The organism is Pantoea sp. QMID4 (genome assembly GCF_030270445.1).
Taxonomy (GTDB): Bacteria; Pseudomonadota; Gammaproteobacteria; order Enterobacterales; family Enterobacteriaceae; genus Pantoea; species Pantoea vagans.
The window spans coordinates 912,152-936,104 of sequence record NZ_BSXL01000001.1; the positions used below are offsets into that span (position 1 = coordinate 912,152).

Sequence of the window (23,953 nt, forward strand, 5' to 3'; positions counted from 1 at the left end):
CGCGACCATTAATTAAAAGCGGAAGGTTGACCAGATGGGGGCGTGGTCAGACGGCTTCTCCATGCCCCGAATCTCATAATCAATGCCGCTTTCAACGCAGTGCGACGCCAGATTTTTGCTTGCCAGCACTAAATCAATGCGCAACCCACGATTATCATCAAATCCTTTCGAACGATAATCGAACCAGGAGAAACGGTCCGCCACCTCCGGGTTGTGCTCGCGCCAGGTATCCACCAGTCCCCAGTCCAGCAGGCGATCCATCCACTCGCGCTCTTCCGGCAGGAAAGAGCATTTGCCGGTGCGCAGCCAGCGCTTGCGACTCTCCTCACCAATACCAATATCCAGATCGGTACTGCTGATATTCATGTCGCCCATAACCAGAACCGGTTTATCGGCAGGCAGATCGTCGGTCAGCAGGCGTTGCAGATCGCGATAGAACTTCTCCTTAGCCGGGAACTTGGTGGGATGGTCGCGACTTTCGCCCTGTGGGAAATAGCCATTGATCACTGTGATGTCGCCGATCGGGCTGGGGATTTCCGCCATGATCAGGCGGCGCTGGGACTCTTCGTCATCGCCCGGAAAGCCCCGACTCACTGACACGGGCTGCGCTTTAGTTAGCAACGCCACGCCGTAGTGGCCTTTCTGTCCATGATAAAAGACGTGATAGCCAAGCTTTGCCACCTCTTCCAGCGGGAACATGTCGTCGTGGACCTTGGTTTCCTGCAGACCGATCACATCGGGCTGATGCTGTTCGACAAGCGCCTGAAGCTGATGCGGGCGGGCACGCAACCCATTGATGTTAAAAGAAACAAATTTCATATGATCGACCATTGTTCAGCGAGTAATGGGCAAAGATGGTAGCGATTTTTGTTGAAGAAGTCATGGCAGAACAGGCTGAGATTGTGCGAAAGCGGGTAAGAAACGTGAGGAGGTGTAAGGCAAAACAAGTGGCTTAGATATTTTTTGGGAGTCGTGGGCACGATGCCCGACCCGAACCTTGCCCGAAGGTTCTCATCCCTCTCCCCGCAGAACAGGAAGCTTTGATATTTGTATTGGGATTTTCTGCAACATAAGATGGTGGTGGGAGAAGGATTCGAACCTTCGAAGTCTGTGACGGCAGATTTACAGTCTGCTCCCTTTGGCCGCTCGGGAATCCCACCAGGGATATTTGAAGTGGTTTAAGGTGATTCAGATTCAGATGGTGGTGGGAGAAGGATTCGAACCTTCGAAGTCTGTGACGGCAGATTTACAGTCTGCTCCCTTTGGCCGCTCGGGAATCCCACCATGGCCTGAATCTTTGTCTCTTAAAGCGGGGCGCATCATACCAAATGCGATAAGGGTGTAAAGCGCCCACTGGCAAAACAACAACTGTTTGCCCACTTTTTACACGTAGCGCTGAATCTGCAGACAATTCAGCGCCCTGGCTGATTAAAGAATGATCGTACGGTTGCCGTAAACGAACACGCGCTGTCCCAGTACTTTGTACAGAGCGTTGCTCAGGACATTCTTTTCCACGTCGCGTCCGGCACGCATCATTTCATCCGCGGTGTAGCTGTGATCAACGTTAATCACATCCTGCATGATGATTGGACCTTCATCGAGATTATCATTCACGTAGTGCGCGGTAGCACCGATGATTTTCACGCCACGCTCATAAGCCTGATGATAAGGGCGGGCTCCAATAAAGGCGGGCAGGAAGGAGTGATGAATGTTGATAATCTGATTCGGATAACGCTGAACGAAAGCGGGCGTCAGAACGCGCATATATTTTGCCAGCACCACATAATCGGGCTGATAGCGATCAATCTCTTCTACCATGCGGTTATCGTGCTCTTCCCGCGTCAGCCCCTCGTGACTCACCAGCACAAACGGAATATCGAAACGCTCAACCAGTGAACGCAGGGTTTCGTGATTACCCACCACCGCTGCAATTTCCATATCCAGGCCGCCAAATGCGCTCTTCATTAACAGATCGCCCAGGCAGTGTGCCTCTTTTGTCACCAGAATCACCACGCGACGGCGACCGGCACTGTGAAGTTCCCGCACTGAACCCTGCGGCAGGGCGCTGTCGAGATCGGCGAGCAGGGTATTGTCGTTGAAAATCCCCTCCAGCTCGGTGCGCATGAAAAAACGCCCGGTGCGATGATCAACAAACTCATTGTTCTGCACGATATTAAGTTCGTGCTTGTAACAAATATTGGTGATTTTGGCGATCAGACCTTTTGCATCGGGACAAATGGTTCGTAAAACTTTTCTTTGCATGGTTTGCGCTTGCATCTCAATCAGAGTCCTGTCAAAGCATTAGGGTGTAAACCGCTGGGGTAGCCGTCAGCTTAACCACAACATTTTTTGTATTTTTTGCCACTGCCGCACGGGCAGAGATCGTTACGCCCCAGGGGCGGTATCGTACCGTCAACATAGTACCAGCGTTGATCCTCGCGAAGAAAGCGTGAACACTCATGAATGGCATGAATATTGGTTTTCTCGCGATATCGCGCAAAAAAAGTAACGAAAGCTTCGTTCTCATGGCTTACGTGATTACAACGGGTTACATTCAGGCTAAGCCATTCGGTGCCTGAAAAACTTTCAGATAAAAGCCCCGACAGTGCCGGATGACGTTTCTCAGGATGCCAGGTTGCAACCAGATAGTCCGCATTATGCTGAACATAGGCGCAATAACGGGATCGCATAAGTTGTTCAGCTGTAACAGGAATCTCGCTGTCCTGCAGAAAGGGCCCGCAACATACGCTATACTGCTCTCCGCTACAACATGGGCAGGTTTCTGACACATTGTCTCCCGGGAATGATGAGTCGATTTCACAAGCGCGCTATGTTAGCTGACCCCACGTTGTGACGCTACGTATTGACGGCAGGACCAGATACAAATGAGAAAGGTAAAAATTGGATTGGCTCTGGGGTCTGGAGCGGCCAAGGGATGGGCGCACATTGGCGTGATTAACGCGCTGGAACGTGCGGGTATTGAGATCGACGTTGTTGCAGGCTGCTCAGTCGGCGCACTGGTCGGGTCTGCCTATGTAAATAACTGTCTGCCGCTGATGCAAAAATGGGTCAGCGCCTTTCGCTACTGGGATGTGATTCGCCTGATGGATGTCTCCTGGCAGCGCGGCGGTCTGTTACGTGGCGAGCGGGTATTCAGCCATGTGCGTCAGTTGATCCCGAATGATGCGATAGAGCACTGTCATAAACCCTTCGGCGTGGTGGCAACCAACCTGAGTACGGGGCGTGAGCTCTGGCTGACTGAAGGCGATCTTCATCAGGCGGTACGCGCATCCTGCAGTATGCCAGGTTTATTACCGCCGGTGGGCTACAATGGGTATTGGCTGGTGGATGGCGCCGTCGTGAACCCGGTGCCGATTTCACTGACACGTGCCCTGGGGGCAGACATTGTTATCGCCGTTGACTTACAGCATGACGCACATTTAATGCAGCAGGATCTCTTTTCCGTTACACCTCAGAACAGCGAAGAAGAAGCCGCCGCAGCGGCATTGAGTTGGAGTGGAAAGTTGCGACAGCGCCTGGTGAATTTCACTCAGCGCCGTGCATCTCAGTCACCTGGTGCGATGGAGATTATGTCTACCTCTATCCAGGTGCTGGAGAATCGCCTTAAGCGAAACCGTATGGCAGGCGATCCGCCCGATGTTTTGATACAGCCGGTCTGTCCGCAAATTTCGACGCTGGACTTTCATCGTGCTGAAGAGGCCATTGAGGCAGGCAGGGCCGCCGTAGAGAAGAAAATGGATGAACTATTACCACTGGTCCGTGGCAGATAATCAGGTTGTTCATTCAAAACGGTGACTTCGGGCAATTCTGAAAGGCGCAACTGCGTTTTATGAACCACTATTGAATTATCTGGTACGCAGGGGGAAAGAATGGAAAAACCACTACTCGGCAAAAAGATACTCATTGTCGAAGATGAGGCTGTTTTCCGTTCGTTGCTGGACCAATTTTTGTTATCGATGGGTGCTGTGACGTTACAAGCGGAAGATGGTCTGGAAGCAATTGCACAACTACAACAGCATACTGTCGACCTGATTATCTGCGATCTGGAAATGCCCCGTATGAGTGGTATTCAGTTCGTAGAGCATATTCGTACCCGTGGCAATGTTGTGCCGATTTTAATTATCTCGGCCACTGAAAACATGTCCGATATCGCCCATGTACTGCGTCTTGGGGTGCAGGATGTGCTGCTTAAGCCACTCAAAAACTTCGAACGTTTCCGTGAAGCGGTTTATGAATGCCTTTATCCCTCAATGTTCACCTCGAAAGTGGAAGAGGATGAGCAGCTTTTTCAGGACTGGGATGCGCTGGTTCGCGATCCAAAAGCAGCTGCCAAGCTGCTCAAGCAACTCCAGCCGCCGGTGCAGCAGACCATTGCTAACTGCCGGATTAACTATCGCCAGCTGACGATGGCCGAGCAGCCTGGGCTGGTACTTGATATCGCGGCACTATCCGATAAAGATCTGGCGTTCTACTGTCTCGACGTGACGCGCGCCGGAGATAACGGCGTTCTGGCGGCGCTATTGCTGCGAGCACTGTTTAATGGCTTGCTGCAGGAGCAGCTCACGGGCCAAAAACAGCGTCTGCCGGAGCTGAATGGATTACTCAGACAGGTCAATCTGCTGCTGCGTCAGGCAAACCTGATCGGTCAGTTCCCGTTGCTGGTGGGTTACTATCATCGCGCTTTAAAAAATCTGATTCTGGTTTCGGCCGGATTAAACGCCACGCTTCATGTTCATGCCCATCAGATTCAGCTCAGTAATGGTGTCCCGCTTGGCACTATGGGCAGCACCCATCTTAATCAAATCAGTCAGCGCGCAGACAACTGGCAGTGCCACGTCTGGGGCGCGGGCGGTCGTATCCGGCTTATGCTGTCCACAGAAGAGTAAGTGAAAAACAGAGAGATTCTGGCGCTGATCTCAGGGCCAGAGTTTAGCTTTACAGTTGGGTAATAGTCTTAATTTCGACGGTTTAGTCCCTTCCAGGATAAATCCGTTCGATACTAACTGATATACTCATTTCCGATTTTAAACCGACATATCAAGTATTAACTTGAACGGCCTATGAGAGAGGTATCTTAATGTCTGCCAATAATACCAAAGTAAAAAAAGCGGTAATCCCGGTAGCGGGTTTGGGTACGCGTATGCTCCCGGCTACCAAAGCGATTCCAAAAGAGATGTTACCGCTGGTTGATAAGCCGTTAATCCAGTATGTCGTTAACGAGTGTATCGCTGCTGGCATCAACGAAATTGTGCTGGTTACGCATTCATCAAAAAATGCCATCGAAAACCACTTTGATACCAGCTTCGAACTGGAATCAATGCTGGAAAAACGCGTTAAGCGTCAGCTGCTGGATGAAATTCAGTCTATCTGCCCGCCACACGTTACTATCATGCAGGTCCGTCAGGGCATCGCTAAAGGTCTGGGTCACGCTGTGATGTGCGCACACCCACTGATCGGTGATGAGCCATTTGCGGTCATCCTGCCAGACGTCATCATCGATGAATATGAATCCAACCCAACCAAAGATAACCTGGCAGAGATGCTGAGCCGTTATGAAGAGTCTGGCCGCAGCCAGATCATGGTTGAGCCGGTTGCTGATGTTACCGCGTACGGTGTTGTTGATTGCCAGGGCGCAGAACTGAATCCAGGCGACAGCGCACCTATGGTCGGTGTGGTTGAGAAGCCTAAAGCGTCAGAATCCCCATCAAACCTGGCCGTCGTAGGTCGTTATGTGCTGTCTTCAGACATCTGGCCTCTGCTGGCGAAAACGCCTCCAGGTGCAGGCGGCGAAGTTCAGCTGACTGACTCCATTGCTATGCTGATGGAAAAAGAGACTGTTGAAGCTTATCACCTGAAAGGCGTGAGCCATGACTGTGGTAACAAGCTGGGTTACATGCAGGCTTTCGTTGAGTACGGTGTTCGTCATCCGGTATTGGGCAAAGATTTCTCTGAATGGCTCGATAGCGCAGTTGGCAACAAAAAGTAATTCATAAACACAGGATAACTCGATGAAAGTCACTGTATTTGGTATCGGCTATGTCGGTCTGGTTCAGGCTGCGGTGTTAGCCGAAGTCGGACATGACGTTCTCTGCATTGATGTCGACGCTAATAAAGTCGAAAATCTGAAAAAAGGCATCATTCCTATTTTCGAACCAGGTTTAACGCCGCTGGTAATGTCGAATTACGAAGCGGGTCGTCTGAAGTTCAGCACTGATGCTGAGCTGGGCGTTAACCATGGTGTTATGCAGTTTATTGCAGTCGGTACACCACCGGACGAAGACGGCTCTGCCGATCTGAAATATGTGACCGCCGTAGCGCGCACCATTGCGCAGCATATGAACGATCACAAAGTGGTTATCGACAAATCAACCGTTCCGGTTGGCACAGCAGACAAAGTTCGTGCAGTAATGACGGAAACGCTGAAAGCGCGTGACGCCAACATCACTTTCGATGTGGTTTCAAACCCGGAATTCCTGAAAGAGGGTGCAGCAGTTAATGACTGTATGCGTCCGGAGCGTATTGTTGTCGGTACCGACAACGACGACGTGGTTGAACTGTTACGCGAGCTCTACGAGCCGTTTAACCGTAATCACGATCGTATGATTATGATGGATATCCGCAGCGCAGAGCTGACCAAGTATGCCGCAAACTGCATGCTGGCAACCAAAATCAGCTTTATGAACGAGATGTCTAACCTGGCTGAACGTTTAGGCGCGGATATTGAGAAAGTACGCCAGGGTATCGGTTCTGATCCCCGCATTGGCTACCACTTTATCTATCCTGGCTGTGGCTACGGCGGCTCCTGCTTCCCGAAAGATGTGCAGGCGTTAATCCGTACCGCTGAGTCCATAGGCTATCAGCCACGTCTGTTGCAGGCGGTGGAAGATGTCAATGACAACCAGAAAAACAAGCTGCCTACCTTCATTAAGCGTCATTTTGGTGACGATCTGAAAGGTAAAACGTTTGCACTTTGGGGCCTGTCATTCAAGCCGAACACTGACGACATGCGTGAAGCCTCCAGCCGTGTGCTGATGGAGACACTGTGGGAAGCGGGCGCATCTGTTCAGGCGTTTGATCCTGAAGCGATGGATGAAGCGCAGCGCATCTATGGTCACCGCAGCGATCTGAAGCTGATGGGTACCAAAGAAGCCGCACTGCAGGGCGCAGACGGTCTGGTCATTTGTACGGAGTGGCAAAACTTCCGTGCGCCTGACTTCGACGTTATCAAAAATGCACTGAAAGAAGCCGTGATTTTTGATGGTCGTAACCTGTATGATCCAGAGCGTATCAGCAAACGCGGTTTCGTTTATTATGCAATCGGCCGCGGAGCGTCTATTCAAACTGCATAATTAACGAGGGATTTATGAACTTTCTGGTCACCGGCGCCGCAGGCTTTATTGGTTTTCATGTCAGTCAGCGTCTGCTGGCCGCCGGTCACCAGGTTGTCGGTATCGACAACCTGAATGATTATTATGACGTAAATCTCAAGCATGCCCGTCTCGATTTAATTAAAGCTGATTCCGGTTTTACATTTATTGAGATGGATCTGGCGGACCGTGACGCAATTGCGTCACTGTTCGACCAGCACACATTTCAGCGCGTTATTCACCTTGGCGCTCAGGCTGGCGTCAGGTACTCCATTGAAAACCCCCATGCTTACGCAGACTCAAATCTGATCGGCCACCTCAATATTCTTGAAGGCTGCCGTCACCATAAAATTGAACATCTGCTCTACGCCTCATCCAGTTCAGTTTATGGCCTGAATCGGAAAATGCCTTTCTCAACCGAAGACAGCGTTGATCATCCGGTTTCTTTATATGCGGCGACCAAAAAAGCTAATGAGTTGATGTCGCACACTTACTCGCATCTTTATCAGTTACCGACAACCGGATTGCGCTTTTTTACCGTTTACGGTCCATGGGGCCGTCCCGATATGGCACTCTTTAAGTTCACCCGGGCAATGATTGCGGGTGAAGCGATAGATGTTTATAACCAGGGCCAGATGAAACGCGACTTTACCTATATTGACGATATTGCTGAAGCGATTGTCCGCCTGCAGGATGTTATTCCGCAACAGGATGATAACTGGACCGTTGAAACCGGTTCACCCGCAACCAGCTCTGCGCCTTATCGGGTTTACAATATTGGTAACAGTCAGCCGGTTACGTTGATGAACTATATCGAAGCGATTGAGAAAGCCCTGGGGATTACGGCGAAGAAAAATCTGATGCCAATGCAGCCCGGCGACGTACTGGAAACCAGTGCGGATACCGAAGCGCTGTATAAGGCCATTGGTTTTAAACCGCAGACCGGGGTCGAAGAGGGCGTTAAAAACTTCGTTGACTGGTATCGCGATTTCTACCGCGTCTGATTAACAGAAAAAGGAAGCTTCGGCTTCCTTTTATATTGGTTATCAGGCTAACGCTTAAGCGGCGAAGCCGTATGCATTACAGTAAAAAATCGTCCAGTGATTTACCCTGTTCTTCCAGCGCCTTTTTAATCACGGCCGGAGTCCGTCCCTGACCTGTCCAAGTTCTGGACTCGCCTTTTTCATCGGTATAACCATATTTGGCCGGACGCACTGAGCGTTTACCTTTTGCCGCAGCTCGGGGAGTGGCGGTCAGCGTGTTAATCAGTTCATTCGGGTCGATTCCATCCGCCAGCAGCATTTCACGATACTGATTAAGCTTACGCGTGCGTTCTTCATTTTCTGCCTGAAAGTGTGACTCTTCTTCGCGGCGTTCTTTTACCACCACGTCCAGTTTTTCCAGCATCTCTTCCAGTGTTTCGACGGAATACTCTCTGGCCTGGGCGCGCAGCGTACGGATATTATTAAGAACTTTTAGTGCTTCGCTCATTGTCCTGGTCTCTGAATAAGGGAAAAGTTGTGTTGCCCGCTAATAGTAGTGGTGACATTAAATAACTTCAATCTTAAAAAAATATTCAGAACGATAATTGCCAGAGTAATTAAAATAATCACCGTCAAAATTTCGCGTTTTTGGCAAATAAAAAATAGTTTCCGCGGGTCTGATATGCAATAAATTTAATGTATTTAGCGTAGTAACAAAAATGTCATTCCTTTTGTTGCGGGTAAAATAAGCAAAACTTATCCAGAGTGAAGTGTACATAACCGGCTCCCATTGAAGCACGACGAGGAATAACCGCTCAGCCGTTACGCTTTAATTACCGCTACAGCGCAATGTATTACCTGCACTTTGTGTTAATATGCGCGCCATTCCGTTAAGTCCTGATGAAGATACGCTCCTATGGCTCAACTCTATTTTTATTACTCTGCCATGAATGCAGGGAAATCGACGGCACTGCTGCAATCCTCCTATAACTATCAGGAGCGCGGCATGCGTTCGCTGGTCTATACCGCTGAGATCGATAACCGGTTCGGTGCCGGGCAGGTGAGTTCCCGTATCGGACTCTCGTCGCCGGCCATGCTCTACAATGCTGAAACCGCACTCTACAGAGACATAGCCGCCGAACATGCTGCGCAGCCAATCCACTGCGTGCTGGTTGATGAGAGTCAGTTCCTGACCCGGGAGCAGGTTAAAGCGCTCTCTGATGTCGTAGACGATCTGGATATTCCGGTGCTCTGCTATGGCCTGAGAACCGATTTTCGCGGTGAACTGTTTGTGGGCAGTCAGTATCTGCTGGCATGGGCAGATAAGCTGGTTGAACTTAAAACCATTTGTCACTGTGGCCGCAAGGCGAGCATGGTGCTGCGACTGGATAGCGAAGGTAAACCTTTCAGCGAAGGCGAGCAGGTGGTCATTGGCGGTAACGAACGTTATATCTCCGTCTGCCGTAAGCATTACAAACAGGCGATAGAGCAGGGATCGTTACAGGCGATTCACGGCGCACAGACTCCGCTGAATTAACCGCGTCATTCAGGCAATAAAAAACCCGCCGAGGCGGGTTTTTTAACAGAAGTCAGAAGCGGACTATCAGACTTTCTTCACTTTCTTGTCAACCTTCACACCTTTCACCGGCTGCTCAGCTACGGCTTCGGCGATACTTGAGAACGGTTCGACAAATTCACGTCCGTAGTAAGTATCGAGCATAATCTGTTTCAATTCAGCAATCAGCGGATAGCGTGGGTTCGCGCCGGTACACTGGTCATCGAACGCATCATCGGCCAGTTTGTCAACTTTCGCCAGGAAGTCCGCTTCCTGCACACCAGCTTCGCGGATTGAGGTCGGAATACCGAGTTGAGTTTTAATCTCATCCAGCCAGGCCAGCAGCTTCTCAATTTTCTGCGCGGTGCGGTCGCCTGGAACGCTCAGACCTAAATGGTCAGCAATCTCAGCGTAACGACGGCGCGCCTGTGGACGATCATACTGGCTGAACGCGGTCTGTTTGGTCGGGTTGTCATTCGCGTTGTAGCGAATAACGTTCGAGATTAACAGGGCATTCGCCAGACCGTGTGGGATATGGAACTCTGAACCCAGTTTGTGTGCCATTGAGTGACAGACCCCGAGGAAGGCGTTGGCAAACGCAATACCGGCAATAGTCGCGGCATTGTGTACGCGTTCACGCGCCACCGGGTTTTTAGCACCGTCGGCATAACTGGCCGGCAGGTTCTCTTTTAGCAGTTTCAGTGCCTGCAGCGCCTGACCATCAGAGTATTCATTCGCCAGCACGGAAACATAGGCTTCCAGCGCGTGGGTTACCGCATCCAGACCACCGAAAGCGCAGAGTGAGCGCGGCATATCCATCACCAGGTTGGCATCAACAATCGCCATATCCGGCGTCAATGCATAGTCAGCCAGAGGATATTTCTGACCGGTCGCATCATCGGTCACCACAGCGAAAGGTGTGACTTCTGAACCGGTACCTGAGGTAGTTGTGATGGCAACCATGCGTGCTTTAACGCCCATTTTCGGGAACCTGTAGATACGTTTACGGATGTCCATGAAACGTAACGCCAGCTCTTCGAAGTGGGTTTCGGGATGTTCGTACATCACCCACATGATTTTCGCAGCATCCATTGGGGAACCGCCGCCCAGCGCAATGATGACGTCAGGTTTAAAGCTGTTCATCTGCTCTGCACCTTTACGTACGATGCTCAGCGTTGGGTCAGCTTCAACTTCGAAGAACACTTCAGTCTCGATGCCGTGTGATTTCAGCACGCGGGTCACCTGGTCAGCATAACCGTTGTTGAACAGGAAACGGTCAGTGACGATAAAGGCACGTTTCGCGCCGTCCGTTGCCACCTCTTCCAGCGCAACTGGCAGTGAACCCCGACGGAAGTAGATGGATTTAGGAAGTTTATGCCACAACATATTCTCAGCTCGCTTGGCGACAGTTTTGGTATTGATCAGGTGTTTTGGACCGACGTTCTCTGAAATAGAGTTACCGCCCCAGGAACCACAACCCAGCGTCAGAGACGGCGCCAGTTTAAAGTTGTAGAGGTCACCGATACCGCCCTGAGAGGCAGGGGTGTTGATCAGAATACGCGCGGTTTTCATTTTGTCGCCGAAGTAGTGCACGCGCTCAGTCTGGTTATCCTGGTCGGTGTAAAGGCAGGAGGTGTGACCGATACCGCCCATGGCGACCAGTTTCTCCGCTTTATCTACGGCATCCTGGAAATCTTTTGCCCGATACATCGCGAGGGTAGGTGAGAGTTTTTCATGGGCGAATGGCTCAGACTCATCTACCAGTTTGACCTCACCAATCAGGATCTTAGTGCTCGGTGGCACGCTGAGACCCGCCATCTCTGCAATGTTGAAGGCAGGCTGACCTACGATGGCCGCATTCAGGCCGCCGTTTTTCAGGATGATATTCTGTACAGCGCTCAGTTCAGCACCCTGCAGCATGTAGCCGCCATGGCTGGCGAAACGTTCACGCACGGCGTCATAAACTGAATCAACCACAATGACAGATTGTTCAGAGGCGCAGATCACCCCGTTATCAAAGGTTTTCGACATCAGAATGGAGGCAACGGCACGTTTTACATCGGCGGTTTCATCGATTACGACCGGCGTGTTACCGGCACCGACACCAATCGCCGGTTTACCGGAACTGTATGCCGCTTTCACCATGCCCGGACCGCCAGTGGCGAGAATCAGGTTGATGTCAGGGTGATGCATCAGCTGGTTTGACAGCTCAACAGACGGGGCATCAATCCAGCCGATAATGTCTTTAGGCGCACCGGCAGCAATGGCTGCCTGTAAGACGATATCGGCAGCTTTGTTTGTTGCGTCTTTGGCGCGTGGATGGGGCGAAAAGATAATACCGTTACGGGTTTTAAGACTGATTAACGCTTTGAAGATGGCGGTTGAGGTTGGGTTGGTGGTCGGGACGATACCGCAAATCAGGCCAATCGGCTCGGCGATGGTAATGGTACCAAACGTATCATCAGTGGCTAACACGCCACAGGTCTTTTCATCTTTATAGGCGTTGTAAATATACTCAGAAGCAAAGTGGTTTTTAATGACTTTGTCTTCGACGATGCCCATACCGGATTCGGCAACGGCCATCCTGGCTAGCGGGATTCGGGCGTCTGCGGCGGCAAGGGCGGCGGCACGGAAGATGGCGTCGACCTGTTGTTGAGAAAAGTTGGCATATTCACGCTGGGCTTTTTTTACACGTTCGACCAGTGCATTAAGTTCAGCGACATTGGTTACGGCCATGGTGATCTCCTGAAGGAAGTTAAACTTTTTAAGTAAACAATCCTGCGTCCTGAGTATAGTCACGCTGAAATAACGTGAGTTAATGACAGGGAACGCCCGGATTTTCAACTGTTTACTGAACGAGTCTTCTGTTAGCGTTAACAAGCTTAGTCACGCTGACGCTTATACTTCCGTTGAGAAAAGATTACCTGGTTTGGGGTAGGTCAATTCTGATGCAGATCAATTTAAGCGCAAGCTGACACCTTTCAGCACCCCTTTTTGCTGCTTTTCTGTTAAGTCGGTCTGCTCCTGCGCTTAGCCCTTATTGCAGTGGCTAAATCCAGCCACTTTTTAATCTCTGGCGGAAAGCGCTAAATGCTTTGCTGTTCATCAGGATAAATAGCCAGGCGTACATCTGGCGTCTCTGCACGTTTTCACATACATTAGGCGCGTTTTCCCCCTGTGGTACGGAGTAATGTTGTGAATCCAGCATTGTTAGATTTATCAGGCTATATAAAATTTTTTGTCGGGCTTTTTGCGCTGGTCAATCCGGTAGGCATTATTCCGGTGTTCATCAGCATGACGCGTTATCAGGGGGTGACTGAGCGTAACAAAACCAACCTTACGGCTAATCTGGCCGTTGCCATTATTCTCTGGACATCACTTTTCCTCGGCGATGCGATTTTGCGTGTGTTTGGCATTTCAATTGACTCGTTCCGTATTGCGGGCGGTATTCTGGTAGTCACCATTGCGATGTCGATGATCAGCGGCAAGCTGGGCGAGGATAAGCAGAATAAACAGGAGAAGTCAGAAACGGCGATTCGTGAAAGCGTGGGGGTTGTACCGCTGGCATTACCACTCATGGCGGGACCAGGGGCCATCAGCTCGACCATTGTCTGGAGTACCCGTTACCACAGCTGGATGAATCTGCTGGGATTCACACTGGCCATTGCCATCTTTGCTTTCTGCTGCTGGCTGTTGTTCCGGGCAGCACCCTTAATGGTGCGCATTCTTGGGCAAACCGGTATTAACGTCATTACCCGAATTATGGGTCTGTTACTGATGGCGCTGGGAATTGAATTTGTCGTTACCGGTATGAAGTCGATTTTCCCCGGCTTATTGAACTAGAAACTCACTTATTTCATGCAGCGAAGAGACCTGGTGACCTGAAGTGGTGCAGTAAGGCGTTTTATTGCACCATAATAATGCATTTATTCATCCTGCTTAATAAAAACAGTCGATTATAAATTCCGTTACTGCGGGTTTAGTCACAGACTTTTTTTTGCAAAAGAATGTCATTATTTTCACACGATAATCTGCTGTCTGAAATCAACTCAACCCGACAAATCTCCATACTCCAGTTCTCAGACTGAATTTCATCACGGCCTTGCCGCTTTTATCAATACAAATACTAAAACAGACGCTTTTTGTGTCTCCATAACGCCCTGGAAACAGGTTTACAGCTAAATAGTCTATTTTTCATATCGATATAATATTTTCAGGACGAAAATTAACACTTCCGCTGCCTGACATCTCATGATAAAAGAGAATTAGTTAACATTTTAGCTATTTTGCTTTGGCGCCCCTTCACGGCTTCTGATAATTTTTGGCCCAGCGTAAATTTTTTCTCCGAAAGTCCAAAGTGAGAACGCTTTTTGCTTAAGCCTATCGGGATACTTAATTAAAGGTTGGCGTTTCGCATGATTGGGATGAAAAACTTGCAACAACAGCGGTCTGCAATCGCACTCTTTTTGTTCACGGCCTTTTCTCCGGCTTACGCCGCCACGGTTCCGCCCGCAACGGTTCTGGCAGCGCAACAGCAAATAGTGATCAATAACGGAAGCGAAGTCTCCTCACTGGATCCGCATAAAACCGAAGGCGTGCCGGAATCTAATGTTATTCATAACCTGCTGGATGGCCTGGTTAACACCGATAATTTTGGTCAGGTTGTGCCGGGCGTCGCTAAAAGCTGGGAAAATCCGCAACCTACAGTCTGGATTTTTACTCTGCGGGATGATGCGAAGTGGAGCAATGGTGAACCGGTGACCGCCGATGATTTCGTCTATAGCTGGCGTCGGCTGGTGGACCCGAAAACCGCATCGCCCTATTCCAGTTATCTGCAGGCTGCTCATTTTGCCAGTATCAATGCCATCCTCGCCGGAAAAGCGTCACCCGATCAATTGGGCGTGAAAGCGCTGGATACCCATCGGCTGCAAATTACGCTGAGTGAACCGGTGCCTTACCTGGTGGCGATGTTAGCGCACACGGCGATGAAGCCGGTTTATGCGCCTGCCATTAAGCAGTGGGGCGACGCCTGGACCCGTCCCGATCACTACATCGGTAACGGTGCCTATACGCTGAGCGACTGGGTGGTGAATGAAAAAATCGTCGTGAAGCGTAATCCCCACTACTGGGATAATGCGCATACGGTGATTGAGCAGGGGACCTTCCTGCCGATCGCCTCTGAAAACAGTGATATCAATCGCTACCGCAGCGGCGGCACGGATATAACCAATAGTGCGGTGCCGCCGGAGATGTTTGGCAAGCTGCGCAAAGAGCTGGGCGATGAAGTAAAGGTCAGTCCGCTGCTCTGCACCTTCTATTACGAAATCAACAACAAAAAAGCGCCGTTCACCGACGCAAGAGTGCGCGCCGCGCTGAAACTGACCCTCGATCGCGAGGTGATTGCCAGGAAGATTATGGCCCAGGGGCAGATCCCGGCCTATAGCCTCACGCCACCGTTCACGGCTGGTATTACGCTATCTCCGCCTGAATGGTTCACCTGGACACAGGCGCAACGTAATGAGGCGGCGAAAAAGCTGCTGGCAGAGGCGGGCTTTGATGCCAGCCATCCGCTGACGTTTACGCTGCTCTATAACACCTCTGATCAAAATAAGCGGCAGGCGATTGCAGCCGCGTCGATGTGGCAGAAAAACCTGGGCGCGAAGGTGACGCTGCAGAATCAGGAGTGGAAAACCATGCTGGAGACCCGTCATCAGGCCCAGTATGACGTGGTGCGTGCCACCTGGTGTGCCGATTACAACGAGCCCTCCACTTTCCTGAACATGCTGATCAGTAATGCCTCGATTAACACCGCATTTTACAGTAGCGCGACTTTCGATCGCTTAATGACGGAAACGCTGACGGCGGGCAGCGAGGCGCAGCGCGCCGACCTGTATCAGCAGGCTGAAACACAACTCGACAAAGACTCACCAATTGTGCCAGTTTACTACCGCGTAAGTGTGCGCCTGGTAAAGCCCTGGGTTGGCGGCTTTACGGGCAAAGACCCGCAGGACATGACAGACCTGAAGTACTATTTCATCAAACAACACTGATCTGATCGCCGCTTCGGCGAGACAGTCGGGACACGCATCAGCGTACAGACCATTTTGGGGTCAATCTCCCTGGGAACAGGCCAGGGAGCCCGGAGACGGGGGACGCCGGGGCGGAGCATCGCCACGGAGACGATAATAAAACTGGAGTGTAATAATGAACAACATCACGAAAAAAAGCCTGATTGCAGCGGGCGTTTTCGCCGCAGTGAGTGCCCTGGCAGGGAATGCGGCTTTCTCAGCAACCGTGCCTGCGGGCGTTGAACTGGCTGCAAAACAGGAGCTGGTTCGCGGCAATGGCGATGAAGTACAGTCGCTTGATCCGCACAAAATTGAAGGCGTGCCGGAAGACAACGTGGCGCGCGACCTTTACGAAGGTCTGCTGGTCAATGACAGCAACGGTAAACCGATTCCGGGCGTAGCGGAAAGTTACGAAAACAAAGATTTCAAAGTGTGGACGTTCCACTTACGTAAAAATGCCAAATGGTCTAATGGCGAGCCGGTTACCGCGCAGGACTTTGTCTACAGCTGGGAGCGTCTGGTCGATCCTAAAACAGCTTCACCGTACGCCAGCTATCCACAGTATGGTCATATCCTCAATGTCGATGACATCATCGCCGGGAAAAAACCGATTACCGATCTGGGCGTAAAAGCCATTGATGACCACACGCTGGAAGTCACCCTGAGCGAGCCGGTTCCCTATTTTGATAAGCTGCTGATTAACTCCGTCATGTCACCGGTTTATAAACCGGCAATTGAGAAGTTTGGCGAGCAGTGGACCCAGCCACAGAACTGGGTCGGCAACGGTGCATTTAAACTGGACGCGCACGTGATTAACGAGCGCATCACCCTGGTCCGTAACCCGAACTACTGGGACAACGAACACACCGTGCTGAACAAGGTCACCTACCTGCCAATCAGTTCTGAGGTCAGTGACGTTAACCGTTACTTCTCTGAGAACGGTAGCGACATGACCTACAACAATCTGCCAATTGAGCTGTTTAAAAAGCTGCAGCGTGACAATGGTAAAGAGCTGCACGTCGATCCTTACCTCTGCACCTACTATTACGAAATCAACAACCAGAAAGCGCCATTCACCGATCCCCGCGTGCGCGCCGCCCTGAAGCTGGGTCTGGATCGTGACATCATGGTCAACAAAGTTCTGGCGCAGGGCCAGAAACCGGCTTACAGCTACACGCCGCCATCCACCGACGGCATGGAAATCCTGCCGCCAGACTGGTTTACATGGTCACAGGACAAACGTAATGCCGAAGCGAAGAAGCTGCTGGCTGAAGCGGGCTATACCGCAGACAAACCACTGACCTTTAACCTGCTGTATAACACCTCTGATCTGCATAAGAAGCTGGCAATTGCCGCCTCGTCGATCTGGAAGAAAAACATCGGCGTGAACATCAAGCTGGAAAACCAGGAGTGGAAAACCTTCCTGGATACCCGTCATCAGGGTAACTTCGATGTATCGCGTGCAGCCTGGTGTGCGGACTATAACGAACCGACCTCATTCCTGAACACCATGTTGTCCAACAGCAGCAGTAACACATCACACTACAAAAGCGATGAGTTTGACAAAGTGGTGCGTGACGCGATCAAAGCGCCGGATGCCAAAGCCCGCGCAGCGGACTATCAGAAGGCTGAACAGATCCTGGATAAAGACAGCACCATCGTACCGGTTTACTACTACGTGAATACGCGTCTGGTAAAACCTTACCTCGGTGGCTACACCGGTAAAGATCCACTGGATAAAACGCTGTCTAAAGACTTCTACATCATTAAACACTAATAGCATTCAGGCTATCAGCAGTGGCGGTGCGTCTGGCGCCGCCTTTTTTAATTTTTTATATATTGTGAAGCAACAGCCTGGTAGGTACGGCAATGTTAAAATTCATCCTGCGTCGCTTGCTTGAAGCGCTACCGACGCTGTTCGTCCTGATTACCATCTCCTTCTTTATGATGCGTCTGGCCCCGGGGAGTCCCTTTACCGGCGAACGTACGCTGGCACCCGAAGTCATGGCCAACATCGAGGCGAAGTACCACCTCAACGATCCTATTGGTAAGCAGTATGTCGATTACCTTGTGCAGCTGGCGCACGGCGATTTCGGCCCATCGTTTAAATACAAAGACTATTCAGTTAATTATCTGGTCGCACATGCGTTTCCGGTTTCTGCCAAACTCGGCCTGGCCGCGTTCCTGCTGGCGATAGTGCTGGGCGTGACCGCTGGCGTCATCGCCGCGCTCAAACAAAATACGTTATGGGACTTCGCGGTGATGGGGGTGGCAATGACCGGCGTGGTCATACCCAGTTTCGTGGTCGCACCGCTGCTGGTCCTGCTGTTCGCCATCAGCCTGAAATGGCTGCCGGGCGGCGGCTGGAATGGCGGGCAGTGGAACTACATGCTGCTGCCGATGGTGGCGCTGTCGCTGGCGTATATCGCCAGTATCGCGCGTATTACCCGTGGGTCGATGATTGAAGTGATGCACTCCAACTTTATTCGTACCGCACGTGCTAAAGGCTTACCGCTGCGCCGCATTGTGCTGCGTCATGCGCTGAAGCCCGCATTGCTGCCGGTGATCTCCTACATGGGACCGGCGTTTGTCGGCATTATTACCGGTTCGATGGTCATTGAGTCGATTTACGGTCTGCCGGGTATCGGTCAGCTGTTTGTGAACGGTGCGTTGAACCGTGACTACTCACTGGTGATGAGTCTGACCATTCTGGTCGGTTTACTGACCATTATCTTCAACGCGATTGTTGACGTGCTCTATGCCGTTATCGATCCAAAAATTCGTTACTGATTGCGGAGTTCGCCATGATATTAAGTAAGAAAAACAGCGAAGCTCTTGATGCGTTCAGTGAGAAGCTGGAAGTAGAAGGGCGCAGTCTATGGCAGGACGCGCGTCGTCGTTTTATCCATAACCGGGCGGCCTTAATCAGCCTGCTGGTGCTGTTAGTGATTACCCTGTTCGTGATCTTTGCGCCGATGCTGGCGCAGTTCACCTACGACGATACGGACTGGGCCATGATGTCCTCGCCGCCGGATACCACTTCAGGCCACTGGTTCGGCACTGACTCATCGGGTCGTGACCTGCTGGTACGCGTGGCGATTGGTGGTCGCATCTCCCTGATGGTGGGTGTGGCCTCTGCGCTGATCGCGGTGATCGTAGGCACGCTTTATGGTTCGATTGCTGGCTATCTCGGTGGCAAAACGGACTCGGTGATGATGCGTATTCTGGAAATCCTTAACTCCTTCCCGTTTATGTTCTTCGTGATCCTGCTGGTGACCTTCTTTGGTCGCAACATCCTGCTGATTTTTGCCGCTATCGGTATGGTTTCGTGGCTGGATATGGCGCGTATTGTGCGTGGCCAGACGCTGAGCCTGAAGCGTAAAGAGTTTATCGAAGCGGCCCATGTCGGCGGGGTATCAACCTGGAAAATCGTGGTGCGCCATATCGTGCCGAACGTGCTGGGCGTGGTGGTGGTTTACGCCTCGTTGCTGGTGCCAAGCATGATCCTGTTTGAGTCCTTCCTGAGCTTCCTCGGTCTGGGTACGCAGGAGCCATTAAGCAGCTGGGGCGCACTGCTCAGCGACGGCGCCAACTCGATGGAAGTGTCGCCGTGGCTGCTGCTCTATCCGGCAGGCTTCCTGGTGGTGACGCTGTTCTGTTTCAACTTTATCGGCGATGGCCTGCGTGATGCCCTCGATCCGAAAGATCGTTAAGGAGTTTCCCGATGACTATTCATGAATTTCAGCCAGCAATGGCGGCCCGCGCGGGAAGCGAACAGCTACTTACGGTCAAAGATTTACGTGTGACCTTTGGCACGCACGATGGAGATGTGACCGCTGTTAATGACCTGAATTTCTCGCTGCGTGCTGGTGAGACGCTGGGCATTGTTGGTGAGTCGGGTTCCGGCAAATCACAGACGGCCTTTGCCCTGATGGGGTTGCTGGCAAAAAATGGCCGCATTGGCGGCTCGGCGATGTTCAACGGCAAAGAGATTCTGAACCTGCCTGAGAACCAGCTCAATAAACTGCGCGCCGAACAGATTGCAATGATCTTCCAGGACCCCATGACGTCGCTTAACCCCTATATGCGGGTGGGCGAGCAGCTGATGGAAGTGCTTAAGCTGCACAAAGGAATGAACAGCGCACAGGCGTTTGAAGAGTCAGTGAAAATGCTGGACGCGGTGAAAATGCCGGAAGCGCGCAAACGCATGAAGATGTACCCGCATGAGTTCTCTGGCGGGATGCGTCAGCGCGTGATGATCGCGATGGCACTGCTGTGCCGGCCAAAACTGCTGATCGCTGATGAGCCCACTACGGCGCTGGATGTGACGGTGCAGGCGCAGATCATGACGCTGCTCAACGATCTGAAGCGTGAATTCAATACCGCCATTATCATGATCACTCACGATCTCGGCGTGGTGGCTGGGATCTGCGATAAGGTGCTGGTGATGTATGCCGGACGCACTATGGAGTATGGCCGCGCCCGCGATGTCTTTTATCAACCTGCGCATCCTTACTCAATCGGTCTGCTCAATGCAGTGCCGCGCCTGAATGCGGAGGGCGAGAGCCTGACCACCATTCCGGGTAATCCACCCAATCTGCTGCGCCTGCCGCAGGGTTGTCCGTTCCAGCCGCGTTGTCCGCACGCAATGGATATCTGCACCCAGGCTCCGCCGCTGGAGCCGTTTGGCGATGGCCGTCTGCGTGCCTGCTTTAAGCCGGTGGAGGAGTTAGTATGAGCACCGTAGCTGAAAAAAGAGTATTACTGGAAATCGCCGACCTCAAAGTCCATTTTGACATCAAAGATGGCAGGCAATGGTTCTGGCAGCCGTCAAAGACCCTGAAGGCGGTGGATGGCGTCAGCCTGCGCCTTTATGAGGGAGAAACGCTGGGCGTGGTAGGCGAGTCTGGCTGCGGCAAATCGACCCTGGCACGCGCCATCATCGGGCTGGTTAAAGCGACGGAAGGTCGGGTGGCCTGGTTAGGCCGCGATCTGCTCGGCCAGAGTGAAGAGGAGTGGCGCAAAGCGCGCAGCGATATCCAGATGATATTCCAGGATCCGCTGGCGTCGCTGAACCCGCGTATGACCATCGGCGATATCATCGCCGAGCCACTGCGCACCTACCATCCGAAAATGGCGCGGCAGGAAGTGAAAGACCGCGTCAAAAATATGATGATGAAAGTGGGGCTGCTGCCCAACCTGATTAACCGCTACCCGCATGAGTTTTCGGGCGGTCAGTGTCAGCGTATCGGTATCGCGCGTGCGCTGGTTCTGGAACCGAAGCTGATCATCTGCGATGAGCCGGTCTCGGCGCTGGATGTTTCAATTCAGGCGCAGGTGGTGAATCTGCTGCAGCAGTTACAGCGTGAGATGGGGCTGTCGTTAATCTTCATTGCTCACGATCTGGCCGTGGTGAAGCACATCTCTGACAGGGTGCTGGTGATGTATCTGGGACATGCGGTGGAGCTGGGCACCTACAGCGAGGTCTACAGCAATCCGCAGCATCCTTACACTCGTGCGCTGATGTCTGCCGTGCCGATTCCCGATCCTGATCTGGAAAAGAACAAGCAGATTCAGCTGCTGGAAGGGGAGTTGCCGTCGCCAATTAATCCGCCGTCTGGCTGCGTGTTCCGCACCCGCTGTCCGATCGCAGGTCCGGAATGTGCGAAAACCCGGCCGCTGCTGGAAGGCAGTTTCCACCATGCGGTCTCCTGTCTGAAGGTCGATCCGCTATAATGCAAAACGCCGGGCAAGTGCCCGGCGTTTTGTTATCTGATGCTTACTCGCGCCACAGGATATGACAGAGCTTGTGATCTTTTTCGCGGCACAGCAGCACGCGGGCAAAGACATCAGTGATCGGCTCACCATCTGCTTCACCCAGCCCGATGACCACCTCGGCGAAAAAGTCCGGGTTCAGATCGAAATCGACATGATCTTTCCAGTCTTCAGAGGGATCAAACAGCTCTGCGCCACCGCGCTCTTCAAACTGCAGATTGAAGAGAATGACGTCTGCCGGATCGAGGTTGTCGACGGCCAGTTCGAGAAAAATATCGTAGGCCTGTTCCAGCGTTTCATCTTCGGTAAGGCGATTATTCAAATCCATAGTCTGTCCTGTCGGCCTGCGGCCATTTACACAATCTGGCTCGTTTTACAGTAAAGGGCTGAAGAAGTAAAACAGTCGTTCGACGATGCGCTGCCACCACGCACGTTTTGCCCAGCGCTTGCCATCCAGCAGGCGTGAGCGGGCGATGTAGTCATCCTGCACACAGGCGAGATCGCTGCCAAATCCTGCATCATCCACTACCAGCGTCACTTCAAAATTCAGCCATAAACTGCGCATATCAAGATTGACGGTTCCCACCAGACTCAGCTGTCCGTCGACCAGCACGCTTTTGGTGTGCAGCAGCCCATCTTCAAACTGATAGATCTTCACGCCCGCTTCCAGCAGTTCGCTGAAGAAGGCGCGGCTGGCCCAGCCGACCAGCAGCGAGTCATTGTGACGCGGCACAATTACGCTGACACTGACGCCACGCTGTGCGGCCGTACAGATAGCATGCAGCAGATCGTCGCTCGGCACTAAATAGGGCGTAGTCATAATCAGCTGTTCACGCGCTGAATAAACTGCGGTCAGTAGCGCCTGATGGATCATATCTTCCGGGAAGCCCGGACCGGAGGCGATCACCTGGACGGTGTGGCCGCTCTCCTGCTCAAACGGCATGATGTTACGATCGGGCGGTGGTGGAAGAATACGTTTACCGGTCTCAATCTCCCAGTCACAGCTGAACACAATGCCCATCGCGGTCGCGACCGGACCTTCCATACGCGCCATCAGGTCAATCCATTGGCCCACACCCGCGCTCTGTTTAAAGAAGCGCGGATCCACCAGGTTCATGCTGCCGGTATAGGCGATATAATTATCAATCAGAACGATTTTGCGATGCTGACGCAAATCCATCCGTCGCAGGAACACGCGCAGCAGGCTGACCTGCAAGGCTTCCACGACGTCAATACCGGCGTTGCGCATCATGCCGACCCACGGGCTGCGGAAAAAGTTGACGCTGCCTGCGGAATCGAGCAGCAGTCGGCAATGAACGCCACGGCGTGATGCGGCCATCAGCGATTCTGCGACCTCATCCGCCAGTCCGCCGGGATGCCAGATGTAAAACACCATCTCAATGTTATGACGGGCCAGCTGGATATCACGAATCAGCGCCTGCATGACGTCGTCCGCGCTGGTAAGCAGCTGGAGCTGGTTGCCCTTGACCCCGGCAATGCCCTGACGATGGTAGCAAAGCTCAAACAGTGAACGGGCAACGTCGCTGTGCTCGGTGGCAAAAATTTCACGGCACTGTTTCAGGTCGTTGAGCCAGCGGGCAGTCGACGGCCACATGGTGCGGGCGCGCTCCGCGCGACGTTTGCCCAGATGCAGTTCGCCAAACGAGAGATAAGCGATAATACCCACCAGCGGCAGAATATAAATAACCAGCAGCCATGCCATCGCCGAAGTTACGGCCCGGCGCTTCATTAACACGCGCAGCGTAACCCCGGCAATCAGCAGCCAGTAACCAAATACCAGCAACCAGCTGATCAGGGTATAAAAAGTGGTCATAAAGTGGACATCCCGTTCGCGCTTTCGTCTGGCAAGTTTACGTGCAGATCACCGCTAACGAAACCCTTTATCCCGGACAGTCTCGATGAGAGATCTGATTTGGCATTATGACGGAGATCTCTATAATGCCCTCGCACAGGTCTTACATGTATGAAGTCAGAGAGGAAGTGATGAAACGAAGCAGAAATGAGGTAGCGCGCTGGAGAATGTTACGTCAGGTACATCGCCGTCGCTCCCGCTGGCTGGAAGGGCAGTCGCGGCGTTACAAGCGTATCCATTGCATTCGCCATCAGCTGGCCCAGCAGCAACGACGCTCGATCCTGTTTATTACGCAGTTAGTCTAGGTTATG

General features: G+C 52.1%; 21 protein-coding genes and 2 tRNA genes. 14 read left to right on the forward strand and 9 right to left on the reverse strand.

What is annotated here, in order from left to right; translation table 11 throughout:
- Nucleotides 1–12: 12 nt before the first annotated feature.
- The 5 genes from xthA to QSK07_RS04225 all read right to left on the reverse strand — a co-directional run bounded on the left by xthA (nucleotide 13) and on the right by QSK07_RS04225 (nucleotide 2,789).
- A complete protein-coding gene (gene xthA, locus QSK07_RS04205; RefSeq protein WP_275219354.1) occupies nucleotides 13–819 on the reverse strand; it encodes an exodeoxyribonuclease III in 807 nt (268 codons plus the stop codon).
- Between the two features lie 256 nt (nucleotides 820–1,075).
- Nucleotides 1,076–1,160: transfer RNA gene (locus tag QSK07_RS04210), tRNA-Tyr, on the reverse strand.
- Between the two features lie 39 nt (nucleotides 1,161–1,199).
- Nucleotides 1,200–1,284 (reverse strand) — tRNA-Tyr (locus tag QSK07_RS04215).
- A gap of 144 nt (nucleotides 1,285–1,428) precedes the next feature.
- Nucleotides 1,429–2,277 (reverse strand): formyltetrahydrofolate deformylase, encoded by an 849-nt coding sequence (gene purU, locus QSK07_RS04220; protein WP_098050361.1) that lies wholly within the window; start codon nucleotides 2,275–2,277, stop codon nucleotides 1,429–1,431.
- Nucleotides 2,278–2,333: 56 nt separating this feature from the next.
- Nucleotides 2,334–2,789: a YchJ family protein gene (locus QSK07_RS04225; protein WP_285720530.1), complete on the reverse strand. Its 456-nt coding sequence runs from the start codon at nucleotides 2,787–2,789 to the stop codon at nucleotides 2,334–2,336.
- Between the two features lie 96 nt (nucleotides 2,790–2,885).
- Between QSK07_RS04225 and rssA the strand changes: the two genes are divergently transcribed.
- The 5 genes from rssA to QSK07_RS04250 all read left to right on the forward strand — a co-directional run bounded on the left by rssA (nucleotide 2,886) and on the right by QSK07_RS04250 (nucleotide 8,392).
- Nucleotides 2,886–3,791, forward strand: coding sequence for a patatin-like phospholipase RssA (gene rssA, locus QSK07_RS04230; RefSeq protein ID WP_285720531.1), 906 nt, complete (start codon nucleotides 2,886–2,888; stop codon nucleotides 3,789–3,791).
- A 99-nt stretch (nucleotides 3,792–3,890) separates the two neighbouring features.
- Nucleotides 3,891–4,907, forward strand: a complete 1,017-nt coding sequence (rssB, locus tag QSK07_RS04235) for a two-component system response regulator RssB (RefSeq protein WP_098050364.1) — start codon at nucleotides 3,891–3,893, stop codon at nucleotides 4,905–4,907.
- Between the two features lie 191 nt (nucleotides 4,908–5,098).
- Entirely contained in the window at nucleotides 5,099–6,007 is a 909-nt protein-coding gene (gene galU, locus QSK07_RS04240; protein WP_285720532.1) for a UTP--glucose-1-phosphate uridylyltransferase GalU, read from the forward strand.
- A gap of 22 nt (nucleotides 6,008–6,029) precedes the next feature.
- Nucleotides 6,030–7,370 carry a UDP-glucose dehydrogenase family protein gene (locus QSK07_RS04245; protein WP_098050365.1) on the forward strand — a complete coding sequence of 447 codons (1,341 nt, stop codon included), beginning with the start codon at nucleotides 6,030–6,032 and terminating at the stop codon, nucleotides 7,368–7,370.
- 14 nt (nucleotides 7,371–7,384) lie between these two features.
- Nucleotides 7,385–8,392 carry an NAD-dependent epimerase gene (locus tag QSK07_RS04250; protein WP_013358050.1) on the forward strand — a complete coding sequence of 336 codons (1,008 nt, stop codon included), beginning with the start codon at nucleotides 7,385–7,387 and terminating at the stop codon, nucleotides 8,390–8,392.
- A 76-nt stretch (nucleotides 8,393–8,468) separates the two neighbouring features.
- Here QSK07_RS04250 and hns read toward each other — a convergent pair whose 3' ends face one another.
- A complete protein-coding gene (hns, locus tag QSK07_RS04255) occupies nucleotides 8,469–8,879 on the reverse strand; it encodes a histone-like nucleoid-structuring protein H-NS (protein WP_033732837.1) in 411 nt (136 codons plus the stop codon).
- Between the two features lie 408 nt (nucleotides 8,880–9,287).
- On the opposite strand from hns, the gene tdk reads away from it, so the two are divergent.
- The gene (tdk, locus tag QSK07_RS04260; protein ID WP_285720533.1) at nucleotides 9,288–9,908 is read left to right on the forward strand and encodes a thymidine kinase; all 621 of its coding nucleotides are present in this window, start codon (nucleotides 9,288–9,290) and stop codon (nucleotides 9,906–9,908) included.
- Nucleotides 9,909–9,974: 66 nt separating this feature from the next.
- Here tdk and adhE read toward each other — a convergent pair whose 3' ends face one another.
- On the reverse strand, nucleotides 9,975–12,662 hold the full coding sequence (gene adhE / locus QSK07_RS04265) for a bifunctional acetaldehyde-CoA/alcohol dehydrogenase (protein ID WP_285720534.1): 2,688 nt from the start codon (nucleotides 12,660–12,662) through the stop codon (nucleotides 9,975–9,977).
- Nucleotides 12,663–13,121: 459 nt separating this feature from the next.
- Between adhE and QSK07_RS04270 the strand changes: the two genes are divergently transcribed.
- The 7 genes from QSK07_RS04270 (at nucleotide 13,122) to oppF (ending at nucleotide 21,730) form a co-directional block, all read left to right on the forward strand.
- Nucleotides 13,122–13,769 carry a YchE family NAAT transporter gene (locus QSK07_RS04270; RefSeq protein ID WP_098050369.1) on the forward strand — a complete coding sequence of 216 codons (648 nt, stop codon included), beginning with the start codon at nucleotides 13,122–13,124 and terminating at the stop codon, nucleotides 13,767–13,769.
- Nucleotides 13,770–14,350: 581 nt separating this feature from the next.
- Nucleotides 14,351–15,976, forward strand: a complete 1,626-nt coding sequence (locus QSK07_RS04275; protein ID WP_285720535.1) for an ABC transporter substrate-binding protein — start codon at nucleotides 14,351–14,353, stop codon at nucleotides 15,974–15,976.
- A gap of 154 nt (nucleotides 15,977–16,130) precedes the next feature.
- Entirely contained in the window at nucleotides 16,131–17,771 is a 1,641-nt protein-coding gene (gene oppA, locus QSK07_RS04280) for an oligopeptide ABC transporter substrate-binding protein OppA (protein WP_285720536.1), read from the forward strand.
- Nucleotides 17,772–17,863: 92 nt separating this feature from the next.
- Nucleotides 17,864–18,784, forward strand: a complete 921-nt coding sequence (gene oppB, locus QSK07_RS04285; RefSeq protein ID WP_061062598.1) for an oligopeptide ABC transporter permease OppB — start codon at nucleotides 17,864–17,866, stop codon at nucleotides 18,782–18,784.
- 14 nt (nucleotides 18,785–18,798) lie between these two features.
- Entirely contained in the window at nucleotides 18,799–19,707 is a 909-nt protein-coding gene (oppC, locus tag QSK07_RS04290; RefSeq protein ID WP_098050372.1) for an oligopeptide ABC transporter permease OppC, read from the forward strand.
- Nucleotides 19,708–19,718: 11 nt separating this feature from the next.
- Entirely contained in the window at nucleotides 19,719–20,732 is a 1,014-nt protein-coding gene (locus QSK07_RS04295) for an ABC transporter ATP-binding protein (RefSeq protein ID WP_285720537.1), read from the forward strand.
- Nucleotides 20,729–21,730, forward strand: a complete 1,002-nt coding sequence (gene oppF / locus QSK07_RS04300) for a murein tripeptide/oligopeptide ABC transporter ATP binding protein OppF (protein ID WP_098050374.1) — start codon at nucleotides 20,729–20,731, stop codon at nucleotides 21,728–21,730. The genes QSK07_RS04295 and oppF overlap by 4 nt, the downstream gene beginning before the upstream one ends.
- 43 nt (nucleotides 21,731–21,773) lie before the next feature.
- On the opposite strand, the gene QSK07_RS04305 is transcribed toward oppF, so the two are convergent.
- Entirely contained in the window at nucleotides 21,774–22,097 is a 324-nt protein-coding gene (locus QSK07_RS04305; protein WP_003853921.1) for an HI1450 family dsDNA-mimic protein, read from the reverse strand.
- A gap of 45 nt (nucleotides 22,098–22,142) precedes the next feature.
- On the reverse strand, nucleotides 22,143–23,603 hold the full coding sequence (gene cls, locus QSK07_RS04310; protein WP_285720538.1) for a cardiolipin synthase: 1,461 nt from the start codon (nucleotides 23,601–23,603) through the stop codon (nucleotides 22,143–22,145).
- Between the two features lie 170 nt (nucleotides 23,604–23,773).
- On the opposite strand from cls, the gene QSK07_RS04315 reads away from it, so the two are divergent.
- Nucleotides 23,774–23,947 (forward strand): YciY family protein, encoded by a 174-nt coding sequence (locus tag QSK07_RS04315; RefSeq protein ID WP_095707117.1) that lies wholly within the window; start codon nucleotides 23,774–23,776, stop codon nucleotides 23,945–23,947.
- Nucleotides 23,948–23,953: the final 6 nt, after the last annotated feature.